General features: G+C 76.9%; 12 protein-coding genes. 4 read left to right on the top strand and 8 right to left on the bottom strand.

The window, feature by feature from the left end; translation table 11 throughout:
- Positions 1-46 precede the first annotated feature (46 nt).
- From Ae505Ps2_RS12470 to serS, 3 genes are all read right to left on the bottom strand, one after another.
- Positions 47-3,424 carry an ATP-dependent DNA helicase gene (locus tag Ae505Ps2_RS12470; RefSeq protein ID WP_075308105.1) on the bottom strand — a complete coding sequence of 1,126 codons (3,378 nt, stop codon included), beginning with the start codon at positions 3,422-3,424 and terminating at the stop codon, positions 47-49.
- 72 nt (positions 3,425-3,496) lie between these two features.
- Positions 3,497-4,969, bottom strand: a complete 1,473-nt coding sequence (locus Ae505Ps2_RS12465) for a glycoside hydrolase family 16 protein (RefSeq protein ID WP_139320169.1) — start codon at positions 4,967-4,969, stop codon at positions 3,497-3,499.
- Positions 4,970-5,184: 215 nt separating this feature from the next.
- The gene (gene serS / locus Ae505Ps2_RS12460) at positions 5,185-6,435 is read right to left on the bottom strand and encodes a serine--tRNA ligase (protein WP_075308109.1); all 1,251 of its coding nucleotides are present in this window, start codon (positions 6,433-6,435) and stop codon (positions 5,185-5,187) included.
- Between the two features lie 80 nt (positions 6,436-6,515).
- Between serS and Ae505Ps2_RS12455 the strand changes: the two genes are divergently transcribed.
- Together Ae505Ps2_RS12455 and Ae505Ps2_RS12450 are read left to right on the top strand one after the other, a co-directional pair.
- On the top strand, positions 6,516-7,364 hold the full coding sequence (locus Ae505Ps2_RS12455; RefSeq protein ID WP_075308111.1) for an LLM class F420-dependent oxidoreductase: 849 nt from the start codon (positions 6,516-6,518) through the stop codon (positions 7,362-7,364).
- A 10-nt stretch (positions 7,365-7,374) separates the two neighbouring features.
- Positions 7,375-8,049, top strand: coding sequence for a phosphatase PAP2 family protein (locus Ae505Ps2_RS12450; protein ID WP_139318803.1), 675 nt, complete (start codon positions 7,375-7,377; stop codon positions 8,047-8,049).
- A 48-nt stretch (positions 8,050-8,097) separates the two neighbouring features.
- On the opposite strand, the gene Ae505Ps2_RS12445 is transcribed toward Ae505Ps2_RS12450, so the two are convergent.
- A complete protein-coding gene (locus tag Ae505Ps2_RS12445) occupies positions 8,098-11,601 on the bottom strand; it encodes an ATP-dependent DNA helicase (protein WP_084786258.1) in 3,504 nt (1,167 codons plus the stop codon).
- Between the two features lie 44 nt (positions 11,602-11,645).
- On the opposite strand from Ae505Ps2_RS12445, the gene Ae505Ps2_RS12440 reads away from it, so the two are divergent.
- A complete protein-coding gene (locus Ae505Ps2_RS12440; protein WP_020622958.1) occupies positions 11,646-11,927 on the top strand; it encodes an MGMT family protein in 282 nt (93 codons plus the stop codon).
- Positions 11,928-11,933: 6 nt separating this feature from the next.
- Here the strand turns inward: Ae505Ps2_RS12440 and Ae505Ps2_RS12435 are convergent, their stop codons facing one another.
- Entirely contained in the window at positions 11,934-12,563 is a 630-nt protein-coding gene (locus tag Ae505Ps2_RS12435) for a TetR/AcrR family transcriptional regulator C-terminal domain-containing protein (protein ID WP_075308117.1), read from the bottom strand.
- Positions 12,564-12,641: 78 nt separating this feature from the next.
- Between Ae505Ps2_RS12435 and Ae505Ps2_RS12430 the strand changes: the two genes are divergently transcribed.
- Positions 12,642-13,595: a zinc-binding alcohol dehydrogenase family protein gene (locus Ae505Ps2_RS12430; RefSeq protein ID WP_075308119.1), complete on the top strand. Its 954-nt coding sequence runs from the start codon at positions 12,642-12,644 to the stop codon at positions 13,593-13,595.
- A gap of 28 nt (positions 13,596-13,623) precedes the next feature.
- On the opposite strand, the gene Ae505Ps2_RS12425 is transcribed toward Ae505Ps2_RS12430, so the two are convergent.
- From Ae505Ps2_RS12425 to Ae505Ps2_RS12415, 3 genes are read right to left on the bottom strand one after another with little or no spacing between them, the layout of a single operon-like run.
- Positions 13,624-14,466, bottom strand: a complete 843-nt coding sequence (locus Ae505Ps2_RS12425; RefSeq protein WP_075553636.1) for a putative protein N(5)-glutamine methyltransferase — start codon at positions 14,464-14,466, stop codon at positions 13,624-13,626.
- A gap of 2 nt (positions 14,467-14,468) precedes the next feature.
- Positions 14,469-15,176 carry a CbiX/SirB N-terminal domain-containing protein gene (locus Ae505Ps2_RS12420; RefSeq protein ID WP_075553635.1) on the bottom strand — a complete coding sequence of 236 codons (708 nt, stop codon included), beginning with the start codon at positions 15,174-15,176 and terminating at the stop codon, positions 14,469-14,471.
- A complete protein-coding gene (locus Ae505Ps2_RS12415; protein ID WP_075553634.1) occupies positions 15,173-16,363 on the bottom strand; it encodes a uroporphyrinogen-III synthase in 1,191 nt (396 codons plus the stop codon). Before Ae505Ps2_RS12415 ends, Ae505Ps2_RS12420 begins: the two co-directional genes overlap by 4 nt.
- Positions 16,364-16,391 lie beyond the last annotated feature (28 nt).

The raw sequence follows: 16,391 nt of genomic DNA, 5'->3' as shown, positions 1-16,391 counted from the left end.
CCGATGCCGCGAGACGGTGCCGCGACGGTCCGCGGTGGGACCATGACTATGGCTCGGCGGGGACCGTCGGCACTCCCGCGACGAGGTCGTGCAGCGCGCGGGCGTCGAGCAGGTCCGCCGGGCGCAGGGTGATGCCCTCGCGGACGTAGTGGAACGCCGCCCGCACCCGGTCGGGCTCGACATCCTGCAGCGCCGCCCACGCCAACCGGTACGCGGCCAGCTGCACCCCGACCGCCTGCCTGCGGTCCTCGGCGGGCAGGCCGCCGGTCTTCCAGTCCACGACCGTCCAGCCCCCGTCGGGGTCGGCGAACACCGCGTCCATCCGGCCCCGCACGGCGACCCCGGCCAGCACCGTCTCGAACGACACCTCGACCTCGACCGGCCGGCGGTCCGCCCACTCCGACGCCTCGAACGCCGCCTGCAGCTCGGCGAGCTCGGTCGCGTCGGCCTCCGAGGACACCGACTCGTCGGCGGCGCCGGGCAGCTCGTCGATGTCCAGCAGGCGTTCCGCACCGAAGCGCTGCTCCAGCCAGGCGTGGAAGGCGGTGCCGCGGCGGGCGTGCGGGTTGGGCGGCATCGGCACCGGACGACGCAGGCGGACGGCGAGCGCGTCCGGGTCGTCGGCGAGCTCGACGAGCCGGCTCACCGACAGCCGCCCGGGCAGCGACACCGTGGGCCGCTGGGCGGCCGCGGCCCGCTCCGCGAGCAGGACGTCGACGTCGGCGGCCCAGCCCTCGGGATCCCCCTCCGCGTCGACCACGCCGGCCCCGGACTCCGGGTCGGGGGCCGGGGGCAGCTCGAGTGCGAGCTGGTCGGTCTGCGCGGCGCGGCGCGGCCGCTTCGGCCGCCGGGCGCGCAGCGCGGCGCGGACCATCTCGACCCCGGAGCGCACGTCGTCGGCGCGGTCGCCGAACGGGTCCGGCGGCCACTGAGCGGTCCGTTCGACGCCGAGCGCCGGGTTCCCGGCGTCGATCTCGGGCGGGGGCGCCCAGTGCTCCAGCACGCCGACCTCGGAGCCGCCGGGCCCCTCCAGGATCTCGGCGAGCTCGGTCAGGAACACCGACGGCTCCTTCGGCCGCTCCCCCGTCGCGGGCCAGCGGTGCCCGGACACCAGCAGCACCCGTTCGGACCGGGTGAGCGCGACGTAGAACAGCCGGCGCTCCTCGGCGAGGCGGCGCTCGTCGAGGGCGTCGTCGTGGTCGTCGAGCGCGGTCTCGACCTGCTTGCGGTCGGCGCCCGGAGGGGGCAGGTGCAGACCGGGCAGGTCGTCGGCGTCGCCGCGCAGCGGCACCGGCAGCGCGGCCGGGTCCTTCAGCCAGGACCCGGACATCTTGCGACCGGGGAAGACCTGGGAGACCAGGTGCGGGACGGCGACGACCTCCCACTCCAGCCCCTTCGCCGCGTGCACGGTCAGGATCTGCACCCGGTCCGGGGCGACCTCCACCTCGCCGGGGGTCAGCCCCTCCTCCGCCTGCTCGGCGGTCTCCAGGTAGTCGAGCAGGCCCGGGAGCGACGGCACGTCCGCGCCGGCGGCGAAGTCGGCGACGACGTCGGCGAACGCGTCGAGGTGCGCGCGGCCGGTGGGGCCGGGACGGGCCGCCGTCTCGACGTCGAGGAGCAGGGTCCGCTCCACGTCGGCGACCAGGTCGGTCAGCGGGGCAGCGGTGCGGGCGCGCAGCTGGGCGAGCTCGCGGCCGATGCGCCGGATCCGGTCGAACCCGGCCGAGGAGTAGCGCTCCGGGCCGCCCGGGTCGTCGAGTGCGTCGACGAGACCGGCCTGCTCGGCCTGCTCACCGGGCAGTGCCCCCAGCGCCAGGTCGGCGGCCGACAGCGGCCCGGGGCGCGCCGGGCGGTGCGGGACGAGCTCGCGGGCGCGCTGCCACAGCGCGGCCAGGTCGGCGATCCCGAGCCGCCACCGGGGCCCGGTGAGCAGCCGTACGGCGGCCGGCCCGGCGAGCGGGTCGGACACCACCCGCAGCGCGGAGACGAGGTCGCGGACCTCGGGGGTGGACAGCAGCCCACCGAGCCCGACGACCTCCACCGGGACCCGCCGGTCGCGCAGCGCGGCAGCGAGCGCGTCCATGTCGGAGCGGCGCCGGACCAGCACCGCGGCGGTGGGCGGGGTGCCGTCGGCGTGGCCGGCGTGCCAGAGCTCGGCGATGCCGTCGGCGGTCCAGGCGACCTCGGCCGCGACGTCGGGCAGCAGGGCGGCCCGCACGTCGCCGGGGCCCGCACCGTCGAGCGGGCGCAGCTCCCCCACCCGGACGGCGCCGGGCGCGGTCCGCAGCGGCTCGGAGACCCGGTTGGCCAGCACGAGCACCTCGGCCGGGTTCCGGAAGCTGGTGAGCAGGCCGTGCACGGGGGCGGGGTCGCCGCCCGCGGCGGGGAAGTCGGTGCGGAAGCGCGCCAGGTTCCCGGCACTCGCGCCGCGCCAGCCGTAGATCGACTGGCAGGGGTCGCCGACCGCGGTGACCGAGCGGTACTCCGGGTCGTCGCCGGGCTCCGGGGCGAGCCCCGGCGGCACGCCGAACAGCGCGCGGAGCAGCACCCGCTGGGCGTGCCCGGTGTCCTGGTACTCGTCGAGCAGCACGGCCCGGTACTGGGCACGCTCGATCCGCCCGACCTCCGGGTCGGCCTCGGCGATGCGGGCCGCGAGGGCCATCTGGTCGGCGAAGTCCATGGCCTGTTCGGCCTGCTTGCGCCGGGCGAACTCCTCGACCAGCGGCAGCAGCTCGCAACGCATCCGCTGCGCGGCGATGCGGGCCTTGTACCCGGCCGAGGGTTCGGCGCGCTGCCGCTTGCCGGGCGGGGCGTGCTGCAGCACCGGCAGCATCCGCTCGGCGAGGCGCCGCACCTGGTCCGGCTCGACGAGGTGCTCCCCCAGCTCCCCGGCCAGGGAGAGCAGGTAGCCGGTGACGGTCGCGGGTACCCGGTCGATCTCCAGGTCCGCGGCCCAGGTGGAGACGACGCGGTGGGCCAGCTGCCAGGCCGCGGTCGGGCCGAGCAGCCGGGCGGCGGGCTCTGCGGGCAGCCGCAGCGCGTGCTCGCCGACCAGGCGCCCGGCGTAGGCGTGGTAGGTGGCGACGGTCGGCTCGCCCGCCAGCAGCGCGGCGCGCCGGGCGCCCGACGGGTCCAGGTCGTCGAGGATCCGGGCCCCGGCGAGGCGGCGCAACCGGGACCGGACGCGGGTGCCCAGCTGCTGCGCCGCCTTGCGCGTGAAGGTCAGCCCGAGGACCTGCTCGGGCAGCACCCGGCCGGTCGCGACGAGCCAGACGACGCGGGCCGCCATCGTCTCGGTCTTGCCGGCCCCCGCCCCCGCGACGACGAGCGCGGGCCCGGCAGGCGCGGCGATGACCGCGGCCTGCTCCTCGGTCGGCGGGTGCAGACCGAGCGCACGTGCCAGCTCGGCGGGGGTGGGGTCCACGGGGACCGTTCTACCCGGCCCCACCGACAGCGGTGCCCGGCCCCCGCCGTCGTCCCGGTTCGGTCTCGGGCGCTATCCGGCGTCGTCGACGGGTGCGAACACGCGGGCCCAGTCGACCTGCAGCCGCACCTCGTCGGGGGTGGACGCGTCCGGAGCGGGGATCCACCCGGAGGCCGGGCCCTGGTCGAGCTGGATGGCCAGGTGCATCGGGGTGGTGGGGATCGCGCGGCGGTCGGTGACCTCCCACTTCTTCACCCCGTCGACGTACCAGCTGATCCGGTCGGGCAGCCAGTCCAGCGCGAAGGTGTGCCACTGGGTGAAGTCGCCGGGGCTGGCGGTCGACAGGATGTGGTTCTGCGCGCCGTAGTGGACGAAGGCGGTGGCCGCGTGCCGGTCGCCGAACGGGATCTCCATCATGTCGAGCTCCCCGTCGTCGGGGAACCGCTCGGAGTCCGGCCAGAGCAGGATCGCGGGGCTGTACCCGGTGCCGGCGTCGGTGCGGGCGCGGAACTCCCAGCGGCCGTAGAGCTGTCCGTCGTGCATCGCGACGCCGCCGGAGACACCCCCGCCCGCGGCCCGGGGGCGAGCGGTGACGGTGAGCAGGCCGTCGCCGACGCCGACGGCGGACGGGCGGCGCAGGCCATTGCCGAACCCGCCGGGCGAGTTGTAGACGGTCCAGGTGGAGCGGTCGACGCGGGAGCCGTCGAACTCGTCGCCGCCGACCTGACGCCACTGCTGTGGCGGAGGTGGGGGCGGCGGGGGCGGCAGCTGGTTGTCCAGCGCGGACGTCGCCGGGTCGGCGCCGGCCGTGCCGTCCGGCGGGACGAGCACGGTCCAGGTCAGCCCGGCGGCGGCGACGAGCACCAGCGCCATCGCCCCGGCGCCGTGCGCGATCCGGCGGCGCAGGCCGGTGACGGCGCGGTCCGGGCGTACGGCTCTGTCCGGGTGCCCGGCTCGGTCCGGGCGGCCGGCCCGGGCGGCCGTGGCCCAGGCTCCGCGTTCGGTGGGGCGGAGGCGGGACGTGGTGGTGATCGGCCCCGGGGCTGCGGGAACCCGTGCATTCGAGGTCCGCAGCACGGGGGTCGACGCCGGCGGAGTCGGCGCCGGCGCTGTGGGGATCTGCGCTGTGGGGATCTGCGCTCTCGGGATCTGCGCGGTGGGGGTCGGCTCGGCCGAGGTCCGCGGCGGGACCGGCCTGGCTGCGGTGCCACCGACCTCCGCCGTGGCTGCGGTGGGCGGCCGGGGCCCGCGGCGCGGACCGGGCACGGCGTCCGGGGCGAGGTGCCTGCCCGTCGACCGGCGCGCGGCGACGGCGCGGGTCTCCACGGTGCGTTCCGCTCCGTCCCCGACGCTCGCGGCCGCGACGGTGCCGTCGGCGCGGACGGGCCCGCGGGCCCGCGGCACCGGGGACACGGGCCCCGGTAGGGCGCCCCGGGCGGCGGCGGACGGCCCGCGGGTAGCCTCGGCGATCTCGGCGCCGGAGGTCACGCCCGCGCGGCGCGCCCGGGCCCGTCGTCCGGTCGGCCACGGCTCGGGAGACGGCACAGCGGACGGCTCGGGAGACGGCACGGCGGACGGCCGACGGGCGTCGGGCCCGAGGGGGCGCCCACCACCGACGGCGGTGTGCTGCGAGGTGTCCGGGCGTTCCCCGCCCCGCGACACACCACTCCCCGGTTTCTCCACGCAAGCAGGACGCACGGGACCCCGTTCGGTTGCTCCGTCAGGAGGTCGCGCGCGTCACCCCGTCTGCGGTAGAGCGATCAGGCCGGCGGGGTGCCGACCGTCGCGGGGGCGCCGTGGGCCCGCAGCACCTCCGGCACGGTGACCGTCCCGTTCGCGTCCTGGAAGTTCTCCATGATCGCGAGCATCGCGCGGGCGGTGGCTCCGGTCCCGTTGAGCGTGTGCACGTTCTCGGTGGGCGCCCCGGCCTCGCGGCGGAACCGGACGTTGAGGCGTCGCGCCTGGTAGTCGGTGGTGTTGGAGCACGAGGTGATCTCCCGGTAGCGCTCCTGCACCGGGAACCAGGCCTCGATGTCGTACTTCTTCGCGGCCGGGTTGCCGAGGTCGCCGACGGCGATGTTCTGCACGCGGTAGGGCAGCCCCAGCTCCTGCACGATCGACTCCTCGTGGGCGAGCAGCTCCTCGTGCACGTCCCGGGAGTTCTCCGGCAGGCAGTAGACGAACATCTCGACCTTGTCGAACTGGTGCACCCGGAACATGCCCTTGGTGTCCTTGCCCGCCGCACCGGCCTCGCGCCGGAAGTTCGTCGAGAACGCGACGTAGCTCGCGGGCAGCGCGTCGAGGTCGACGATCTCGTCCATGTGGATCCCGGCGAGCGCGACCTCGGAGGTGCCGGTGAGGTAGAGGCCGTCCTTCTCCAGCTCGTAGAGGTTCGACGCCTCGGTCGGCAGGAAGCCGGTGCCGTACATCGCCCGCTCGTTCGCCAGGACCGGGCCGAGCACCGGGACGAAGCCCTCGCCGGCGAGCTTGTCCATGACGTAGCGGAACAGCGCCATCTCCAGCCGCGCGACGTCGCCGAAGCGGTAGGCGAACCGCGACCCGGACAGCCGCGCACCCCGGGCCATGTCGACCCGGCCCGTCGACGACGCCAGGTCCAGGTGGTCGCGCGGGGGGAAGTCGAAGGCAGGCGGGGTGCCCCAGGTGCGGACGGTGACCGCGTCCTCCTCCGCCATGCCGTCGGCGGCGGTCGGGTCGGGCAGGTTCGGAATGCGGGCGAGGATCTCGGACCGTTCGGTGTCGGCCACCGCGAGGGCGTCCTCGGCCGCGCGCAGCTCCTCCTTCTCCTGCTTGAACTGCTCCACCTGCTCCGGGGTGGGCCTGCCCTTGGGCCGCTGCTTGGCCGCGGCGCGCAGGCTGCCGACGCGGTCGGTGGCCTCTCGCCAGCGGGCGTCGACCTCCAGCAGGGCGTCGAAGTCCGCGGACGCGCCGCGACGGGACAGCGCCGTGCGGAAGGTGTCCGGGTCCTGTCGGGCCGCCTTGAGGTCGATCACTGCTGTTCCAGCCTCTCGCGTAGTGGAGGGGCCATCGTAGGACCGGGAATGATCGGACCCGCGCGGTGGTAGTCACCACCATGAGTGTTTCCCTCGGCCGGTACGGCGTCTGGCGGCACGAGACGGGGCTGTCCCCCGATCTCGCCGCGGAGATCGAGAAGCTCGGGTTCGGTGCGGTGTGGGTCGGCGGCTCACCGCCCGGCGACCTCGCGCTGGCCGAGTCGCTGCTCGACGCGACGACCTCGCTGGCGGTGGCGACCGGCATCGTGAACATCTGGGCCACCCCCGCCGACGAGGTCGCGGAGTCGTTCCACCGCATCGAGGCGCGGCACCCGGGACGCTTCCTGCTGGGGATCGGCGTCGGGCACCCGGAGGCCACCAGCGACTACACCCGGCCGTACGCCGCACTCGTCGCCTACCTCGACCGGCTCGACGAGCTCGAGGTCCCCACCGACGGCCGCGCGGTCGCCGCACTGGGCCCGAAGATGCTCGACCTGGCCCGCGACCGGTCCGCCGGGACCCACCCGTACCTGACCACGCCCGAGCACACCCGCTCCACGCGCGAACGCTACGGCGCCGGGGCGCTGATCGCGCCGGAACACAAGGTCGTGCTCGATGACGACCCGGCCGCTGCGCGCACCCTCGGTCGCCCGGCCGTCGAGAAGCCCTACCTGAGCCTGGTCAACTACCGGAACAACCTGAAGCGGCTCGGCTGGGCGGAGTCCGATCTCGACGACGGCGGCAGCGACGCCCTGATCGACGCGCTCGTCGCGCACGGCACCCCGGAGCAGGTCGCGGCCCGGCTCGACGAGCACCTCGACGCCGGCGCCGACCACGTCTGCGCCCAGCTCATCACGCCCGGGATGGCGGAGCCGGAGGGCGACCTGCGACGGCTGGCGACCGCCCTGGGGCTCGCCAGCGCGGGCTAACCTGGGCCAGGTGCGCCCCACTCCCGACGACCCGTCCCTGCTGGGACCGTTGCGACGGCCGGCGCCACTGATCGTGGCGGCGGCCGTCGCCGTCTTCGCGGTCCTGGCCTGGGCCTACCGCGGCGACGCGACCGCCGGGCGGATCGACCGCGACGCCGACGCCGTGGTGGACGCGCTGGGACACCGGTCGGGCTCGCTGCTCGCGGACGCGGTCACCTTCGGCTCCCCGCCGACGGTCGTGCTGTTCGCGCTGCTGCTCGCCGGGCTGGCCCTGTACCTGCGACGACCGCGGCTGGCCGTGCTGGCCGTCGTCGGCCCCGGCCTGACCGGCATCGCGACGACGGTGCTCAAACCACTGATCGGGCGCACCATCGGCACCGCCACCGCGGACGGCTACGCGTTCCCCTCCGGCCACACCGGCGGTGCGGTCTCGATCGGGCTCGTCGTCGCCCTGCTGCTGGTGGGGCTGCTGCCGGTGGCCCGCACCGGACCTGCCGTCGCCACCCTGGCCGCGACGGCGCTGCTGGCCGGAGGCACCGTCGGCGCGGGCATGGTGCGACTCGGGGCGCACTACGCCACCGACACCGTCGGCGGATTCTGCGCCGCGGTCGCGCTCGGGCTGGGTGCGGCGCTGGTCATCGACCGCGTCGCCGACCGCCGGGCCCGACCGGCGCGCGTGACCTGACCACCGGCCCTGACCGACGGGGCGTCCGCTCGGTGGGGCCGGGCCCGCTCACCCGTCCACCACCGTGCGGCCCGTCTCGACCGCGGGGCAGCTCGTACGGACCGGGCAGCGGTCGCAGTCCGGCCCGGCGCGGGCGACGAACACCGCCCCTGCCGAGTCCTCGGCACAGGTCATCAGCACGTCCCGCCAGTGCCCCATCTCCTCCGGGCGCAGCGCCGCCTGCTGCGGTTCCTTGGCCTCGCCGCTCGCCTTGCGGTCGGCCAGGAACAGCAGCCGCGCCCCGCCCGGCTCCACCCCTGCCCCGACGAGCTCGTCGAACGCGCCGAGCGAGGCCGCGAGCTGGTAGACGGCCAGCTGGTGGTGCTCGGCGGTGGCCTTCGCCGAGGTGGCCGTCTTCCCCGTCTTGACGTCGACGACGACCGGACGCCCCTGGTCGTCGCGTTCGAGCCGGTCGACCCGACCGCGCAGCCGGACCCGGCGCGCCGCCCGCACGGCACCGCCGCCGCGCCCCGGACCGCCGTCGGTGTCGACCGGCAGCAGCGCGGGGCCGTCCGGTGTCTCGCCACCGGAGACGGTGCCGCCGTCCGGCGCCCCCGGGTCGTCACCCTCGCTGTCGTCCCCGGCGTCCAGATCCAGCTGCACCGGTTGCTCGACGGCCACCAGCTCCAGCCCCTCGGCACGGCTGCGGCGCACCCAGTCGTCGAAGGCGGCGAGCATCTCGCGCACCCGGACCAGCTCGCGACGCCCGAACCACGGGGCCCCGGTGTCGAGTCGCCGCCACGCCGACCGCAGTGCCTCCTCCAGCTCCGCCGGGTCGGCCCCGGCGGCACGGGCCTGGACCAGTGCGTGCACCAGGGACCCGGTGACCGCCGACAGCGCGCCGGTCTCGTCGCCGCCGTGCCGGGACAGCACCCACCGCAGGGGGCAGCCGGCGATCGTCTCGACGTCGGAGGGGGAGATCGGGACGAGCTCGCCCTCGGCGCGCAGCGGGGCGCCGTCGGACAGCTCGGCGACGCCGTACCAGTCGTCGGGATGGGCCCCGGGGACGCCGTCCGCGGCGAGCCGGGCCAGCTGGGTCGCCGCCCGGCGACGACGCGCGGCGCGCCCCGGGTCGCCGTGGTCGGGCTCGGTGACGGCGCGACGCAGCTCCCCGACCAGCTCGGCCAGCACCAGGGACCGCTCGGGCCGGTGCACCGGGCGGGCCTCGGCGGCGTCGGCGGGGCGGGGGTCGAGCTCGTCGAGGAACCGGGAGGGCTGCTCGTCCTCCCCCTGCACGGCGCTGACCAGCAGCGTCGTCCGGGCACGGGTGCAGGCGACGTAGAACAGCCGGCGCTCCTCGGCGAGCAGTGGCGCCGTGCGGGAGACCGCGTCGTCGGGGGCGGCGACCCCGCCGACGAGGTCGACGAGCCGTTCGTGGCCGAGCAGGCTGCCGCGCAGCCGTACGTCGGGCCACAGACCCTCCTGCACCCCGGGCACCGCGACGACCGTCCACTCCCGGCCCCGGGCGCCGTGCGCGGTGAGCAGCTCGACCGCGCCGCCCCGGGGGGCCTGCGGGGCCAGGGTCTCCCCCGGCAGCTGCTGGTCGAGCAGGTACTCCAGGAACCCGCCGACGTCGGCACCGGGCAGCCGGTCGGTGTAGCGGGCGGCCGCGTCGAACAGGGCCAGCACCGCGTCGAGGTCCCGGTCGGCGGCCGCGCCGCCGGGCCCCCCACGGGCGCTCGCCTCGCTCCAGCGCTTCGCCAGACCGGTGCGCCGCCACACCTTCCACAGCGTCTCCTCGACCTGGTCACCCGCACCGCTGGAGCGGGCGGCGGTGTCGAGCAGGCGGCCCACGTCGCGCATCGGTGCCGCCTCGGCGGGCGAGAGCATCGGCAGCGGGTCGGGCCGGCCCGCGACCGCGTCGCGCAGCATCTCGACCAGCAGCGGATCGCTGCTCGCCGCGGCCGGGTCGACCTCACCCGCCTCGACGCGGTCGTCGTCGGCGAAGGTCCGGACGTCGTGCCCCGCGGCGGCGTGCATCCGCAGCAGGCCGCGGCGCAGCCGTCGCATCCGCATGGGGTCACCGCCGCCCAACGGTGAGGTGAGCAGGGCGGTCGCGAGGTCGGCGTCGATCGCGGACGGTCGCCAGGCCGCGCGCAGCACCAGCAGCAGCGGCACGACGGCGGGCTGGCGCGGCAGCGGCACCTCGTCCGGTGGTGCGGCCAGCGGGACCCCGGCCGCGGCGAGAGCCCGGCGCAGCGCGGGCAGGGTGCGCCGCGCGGACCGCGACAGCACCGCCATGTCCGACCACGGCACCCCGTCGACGAGGTGCGCGCGCCGCAGCCGGTCGGCGATCCAGCCGGCCTCCGCGGACGGCGACCCGAACACCCGGACCTGCAGGGCCTCACCCACCCCGGCCGCGTCCGGGCCGTCCGGACCGTCCGGGGCCTCGGGGGCCCCGTCGTCCTGCTCCGGGCCGCGCCGGGTCCGGGCCACCCCGGCGCCCGGCAGCTTCTCCGCCACCCGCAGGCCCGCCGCCCGCACCCCGGGCCGCTGGCGGTGGTCGACGGTGAGGACCTCGGTGGGCGCGTCGAGCACGGTCAGGCCCTGCGGGTCCGCGCCGCGGAAGGTCAGGACCGCCTGGTCGGGGTCGCCCGCGAGCAGCGTGGAACCGGCGTGCTCGGCCAGCGCCGCGACGAGCTCCATCTGCTGCGGGTCGAGGTCCTGCGCGTCGTCCACCAGGAGGTGGCGCACCCGGCGCCGCTCCTGCTCACGCAGGTCCGGGTCCGCGGCCAGGGTGTCCAGCGCCGCGGCGACGAGCTCGGCCGAGTCCAGCGCAGGCGCCGTGGCCTGCGGGGCGCCCCGCCCCGCCGACCCACGCAGCAACGTGACCTCCTCGTAGGTGCGGAAGAACCGGGCCGCGGCGACCCACTCCTCACGCCCGTGCTCACGCCCCAGCTCGGCCAGCTCCCGCGGACCCAGCCCGCGCTCGGCCGCCCGCAGCAGCAGCTCCCGCAGCTCCGCGGCGAACCCGGGCAGTCCGAGGGCCGGGTCGAGCCGCTCCGGCCAGCCCGAGCCGGGGACGGTGCCGTTCCAGCCGTCGATCTCCCCGGCGAGCAGCTCGCGGACCACCACGTCCTGTTCCGCCGAGGCCAGCAGCCGCGGCGGCGGGTCCTCGTGGCGCGCGGCGTGCAGCCGCAGCACCCCGAACGCGTAGGAGTGCACGGTCCGCACCAGCAGCTCACGGGTGGTGCGCACCCCGAAGTCCCCGGCGAGCTCGCCGCCGCCCGCGGTGAGCAGCGACGTCAGCCGGCCCCGCAGCTCCTCCGCGGCGCGGCGGCTGCCGACCAGCAGGAGCACCGACCCGGGCGGCTCACCGGCCCGGATGCGCCGGACCACCGCGTCGAGCAGCAGGCTCGTCTTGCCCGTGCCCGGCCCGCCCAGCACCCGCAGCGCGCCGCGCTCGTGCGCGAGCACCCGCGCGGCGGCACCGGTCCACTCCCGCGCGGGAGCGGGCCGGGGGTCCGCACGCACCAGGCGCGGCGACGCCTGCTCGGTGGCTGTTCGGCTCATGGGGCGATGAGACCACGGGGCACCGACAGCGTCAGACTGCAGGCGTGGACTCCGAGATCCTGGAGCGGGTGCGCGAGGTCGTCCGGTCGATCCCGCCCGGGCAGACCCTCAGCTACGGCGAGGTGGCCGAGCTCGCCGGGATCCGCTCGGCGCGTCTGGTCGGCCGGATCCTCGCCGAGGACGGCCACGACCTGCCGTGGCACCGGGTGCTGCGCTCCGACGGGCGCTCGGCCCCGCACCTCGCCGCCGAGCAGGCGGCCCGGCTGCGGGCCGAGGGGATCCTGATGGTCGACGGCCGGCTGCCCCGTGAGCACCGCAGGCGCTGACCGGCCTCACCCGCCACGGCGCGCGCCGATCCCGGCGACGATCGCCTCCACCCCCCAGGTGAAGGCCCCCTCCGGCAGTGCGACGACCTCGTCGCTCAGGGCGTGGCTGAGCGGCTGCGCATCCGGGTCGAGCCGGGCCCGGCGGTGCTCGGCGGTGTACGCGGCGCCGCGGACCGGGTCCCGGCGCTCCTGCTCCTCGATCACGAACCCGACGACGTAGGCGTTCACCGTGGCCAGCGCGCGCTGGGCGTCGAGCGGGGCGAACCCCGCGGCGACGAGCGCGGCCAGCGGCACCTCCAGGGAGCGCAGCGCCTCGTCGTCGAGCAGGCGGGTGCCGGCGACGAGCATCGCCCCGTCCCGGTAGCCCAGCAGCGTGTCCCGGGTGCCGGCCGCCGCGGTCCGCAACAGTGTCGCCCAGTCCGACCCGGCCGCCTCCCCGACGCGCTGCAGCACCCGCCGCACGACACGCGTCGCCATCTCGTCGCGCAGCGCCGCCATGTCCGGCAGGTGGTAGTAGAGCGCGCCCGCACGCACCCCGAGCCGAGCCGCCAGCGCGCGGGCGGTGATCGCGTCGAGCCCGCCGTCGGCGAGCAGCTCGAACGCCGCGTCGACGATGGCCTCGCGGTGCAGCGCCACCGGCCCCCCTTGACGTTGAACAGTGTTCAGAGGAGTGTAGGCCACCTGGATTTGAACAATGTTCAACGGAGGTGCCCCATGAAGGCCGCTGTCGTCACGTCGTTCACCACCCCGCCCGCGTACGCCGACTTCCCGGATCCCGATCCGGTCGCCGGGACGGTCGAGGTGCGCATGCTCGCCGCCGGGGTGCACCAGCTGGTGCGCTCGGTCGCCGCGGGCAGCCACTACTCCGCGGGGGATCGGCTGCCGTTCGTCGCCGGCGTCGACGGGATCGCCGAGCTCGACGGCCGCCGCGTCTACACCGGTGGCTGCCCCGACCCGTACGGGACGATCGCCGAACGCACACTGGTCCCGGCCGGCTGGGCCGTGCCCGTCCCGGACGCGCTGCCGACCGAGCTCGCCGCGGCCGTGGTCAACCCGGCGATGTCGTCGTGGATGCCGCTGGCCGACCGCGGTGTCCCGACCGGCGGGACGGTCCTGGTCCTGGGTGCGACCGGCGCCTCCGGCTCGCTGGCGGTGCGGATCGCGCTGCACCACGGCGCGGGCCGGGTGGTCGCGGCCGGGCGCGACCCCGCCGCGCTGGAGCGGGTCTGCGCCGACGACCGCGTCGTCGGCATCCGGATCGGCGAGGACCCCGCCGCGACGACGGCCGCGCTCGTGGCCGCGCTCGACGGCGGTCCCGACGTCGTCCTCGACTACCTGTGGGGCCCGGTCGCGGTCGCGGCGTTCGACGCGCTGCGCTCGGACAGCCTGCAGCACGGCGGGCGGCCGGTGCGCTACGTGCAGATCGGCTCGCTCGCCGGGCGGACCGTCGAGCTGGACGCGGCGATCCTGCGCGCCCGCCGGATCGAGGTCACCGGCAGCGGCGGCGGGAGCATCGACCCGGCGCTGCTGTTCGCCGAGCTGCCGCGGCTGCTGGACGCCGTCGTCACCGAGGGTCTCGACGTGCCGGTGCGGACCGCGGAGCTGGCCGACGTCGAGCGGGCCTGGACCGCCGACGGGCCCGGACGCCTGGTGATCACCACCGGGTGACCCGTCGTCGCCGACCGAGACGCCCCGGTCAGCGGGGAGCGCGGCCCTGCACCCAGGTCGCGCCGCGGTCGTCGTCGGTGCCGATCCGGGCGGTGAGCCCGTGCGCGGTGAACACCTCCGCCAGCACCGGCGCCTGTGCGGTGCCGGTCTCGATGAGCAGCGTCCCGCCGGGAGCGAGCCACTCCCCCGCCCCGGCGGCGACGCGGCGGGCCGGGCCGAGGCCGTCGGCGCCGCCGTCGAGCGCGGCGCGGGGCTCGTGGTCGCGGGCCTCCGGGGGCATCGACGCGATCGCGCCGCTGGGCACGTAGGGGGTGTTCGCGACGAGCACGTCGACCCGGCCCCGCAGCCGGCCGGGGAGCGCGGCGAACAGGTCGCCCGTGTGCACCGTCCCGATCCCGGCCAGGTTCGCCGCGGCACAGGCGGTGGCGACCGGGTCGACGTCGGCCGCGTGGAGATCGACGGCGCGGGAGTCGGCGGCGCGACTGTCGGCGACATGACGGTCGGCGCCGTGACGGTCGGCGGCGGCCCGGCGGGCGACGGCGAGGCCCAGCGCACCGCAGCCGCAGCAGAGGTCGACCACCAGCGGTCGGTGCCCGGGAGCGAGGTCCGGCAGCGCGGCGACGGCCGCGTGCACCAGTGCCTCGCTGCGACGGCGCGGCACGAACACCCCGGGGGTGATCCGCACCCTCAGCCCGTCGAAGTCCACCCGGCCCAGGACGTGTTCCAGCGGTTCACCGGCGATACGACGCCGTACGAGTGCCTCCCGCTCCGGGCCGTCGGCCGCGGTCGCGAGCAGCGCCGCCTCGTCCTCGGCGAACACGCAGCCCGCCGCCCGCAGCCGGGCGACCAGGTCCGGGTCGGGCCGGGGCACGGTCAGGCGGCGAGCACCGCGGCGGCCCCGGCGGCGTAGCGCTTGAGGACGGCGGCGACCACGTCGTCGTGCACGCCCAGCGGGTCGGCGACGACGTCGGCGCCCGATCCGAGCAGCCGTGTCTGGAAGACACCGGGTGCCAGCAGCCAGGACGCGACCGCGACCCGCTGTTCCCCGGCGTCGTGCAGCCGGGTGACCAGCTCGGCCACCGACGGGCTGCCGGTGGCGGCGAACCCGACCGGGACGGGACGGCCGACCCGGCGGGCGAGCATCCCGGCGCTCGCGTGCACCTGGGCGACCGCGGACGGGTCCGACGAGCCGGCCGCGGCGAGGACGACGGCGTCGCCGTCGCGGTAGCCGGCCGTGCGCAACCGGTCCAGGGCCGCGGCGGCGAGCAGCGGGTCGGGCCCCATGGAGCGGGTCACCGTGAACCGGGCCGGGTCGGCGCCGGCCTCGGCGAGCTGGGCGGGCAGGTCGGTGCGGACGTGGTAGCCGGCGGCGAGGAACGCGGGGACGACGACGGCGCCGTCGTGGCCGCGGTCCTGCAGCCCGATCACGGCGTCGACGACCTTCGGACCGCGGACGTCGACGTAGCAGATCTCGACCTGCGGGCCGCGCGCGGCGACGGCCTCGGCGAGCGACCGGATCACCGCGTCGGCGGCGTCGGAGCGCGACCCGTGCGCGACGAGCAGCAGCGGGAGTCCGGTCACCGGGTCACCTCCGGGTCCTCGGCGCAGTGCGCGCCGTGCTCGGGTTCCAGTGCGAGCCGGTAGCCGCGGCGCACCACGGTCTGCACCAGGCCGGGGACACCGAGTGCGGCGCGGAGCCGGGCGATGGCGTTCTCGACGGCGTGCTCGTCGCCCGCCCCACCGGGCTGCGCGGCGAGCAGCTCGGCGCGGGACACGACCCGGCCGGGCCGCCTGGCGAGCAGCCGCAGCAACGCCATGGGCGTCGGCGGGAGCGGGCAGAACCTGCCGTCGACGAGCACCGCGTATCCGCGCAGCTCCAGCTGGTGGCCGCCGACCGGGAGCCTGCGGGCACGGGCCGGGGCGACGGACTCACAGGTCCGCACCATCGCGCAGAGCCGGGAGCGCTGCGGCTGCACGGTCGGCACGTCGAGCGCCTCCAGCGGTGCCGCGGTGACCGGGCCGACGCACAGCGCCAGCACGGGGCCGCGCAGCGCGGTGAGGAGGTCCTCGCGCAGACCCCGCTCCCCGGCACGGGCGAGGATCCCGGCCGCGGCGGGGGCGCTGGTGAACGCCAGGACGTCGATCCCGCCGGTCAGGGTGGTGTCGATCAGCCGGTCCAGCGGGGCGAGGTCCAGCGGCGGTGCCCACCGGTAGACCGGCACCGTCACGACCTCGGCGCCCGCCATCTCCAGCGCGTCGACGACGTCGGGCAGCGGCTCGCCGTGCAGCTGTACAGCGATCCGGGTCCCCTCGACGCCGCGGTCGAGCAGGTGCTCCAGCACCTCGGCGGTGGACTCCGACTCCGGGGACCAGGCGTCGACCAGGCCCGAGGCGCGGATCGCGCCGCGCGCCTTGGGCCCGCGGGCCAGCATCTCCGACCGGCCGAGCGCGACGAGCAGCTCCTCGCCCAGCCCCCAGCCGTCGGCGGCCTCGATCCAGCCGCGGTAGCCGATCCCGGTGGTCGCGACGGTGATGTCCGGTGGTGCCGCGACGAGCTCGCGGGTGCGGTTCTCCAGGTCGGCGTCGTCGGCGAGGGCCACGATGCGCAGCGCGGGCCCGTGCTGGACGGTGGCGCCGCGGCGCTCCAGCATCGTGGCCAGCTCCTCGGCGCGCCGGGCCGCGGTGATCCCGACGGTGAACCCGGCCAGCGGTGGCACCGCCGCCGCGTCGGGCGCGGCGGCGACGTCTCGTGCGGCGGATCGGGTCACCGGTTCTCCGTTCCTCCGATGTCCCGGC

Origin of the sequence: Pseudonocardia sp. Ae505_Ps2, assembly GCF_001932425.1 — a bacterium.
Classification (GTDB): domain Bacteria; phylum Actinomycetota; class Actinomycetes; order Mycobacteriales; family Pseudonocardiaceae; genus Pseudonocardia.
This window is presented reverse-complemented; position numbering and strand designations above follow the sequence as displayed.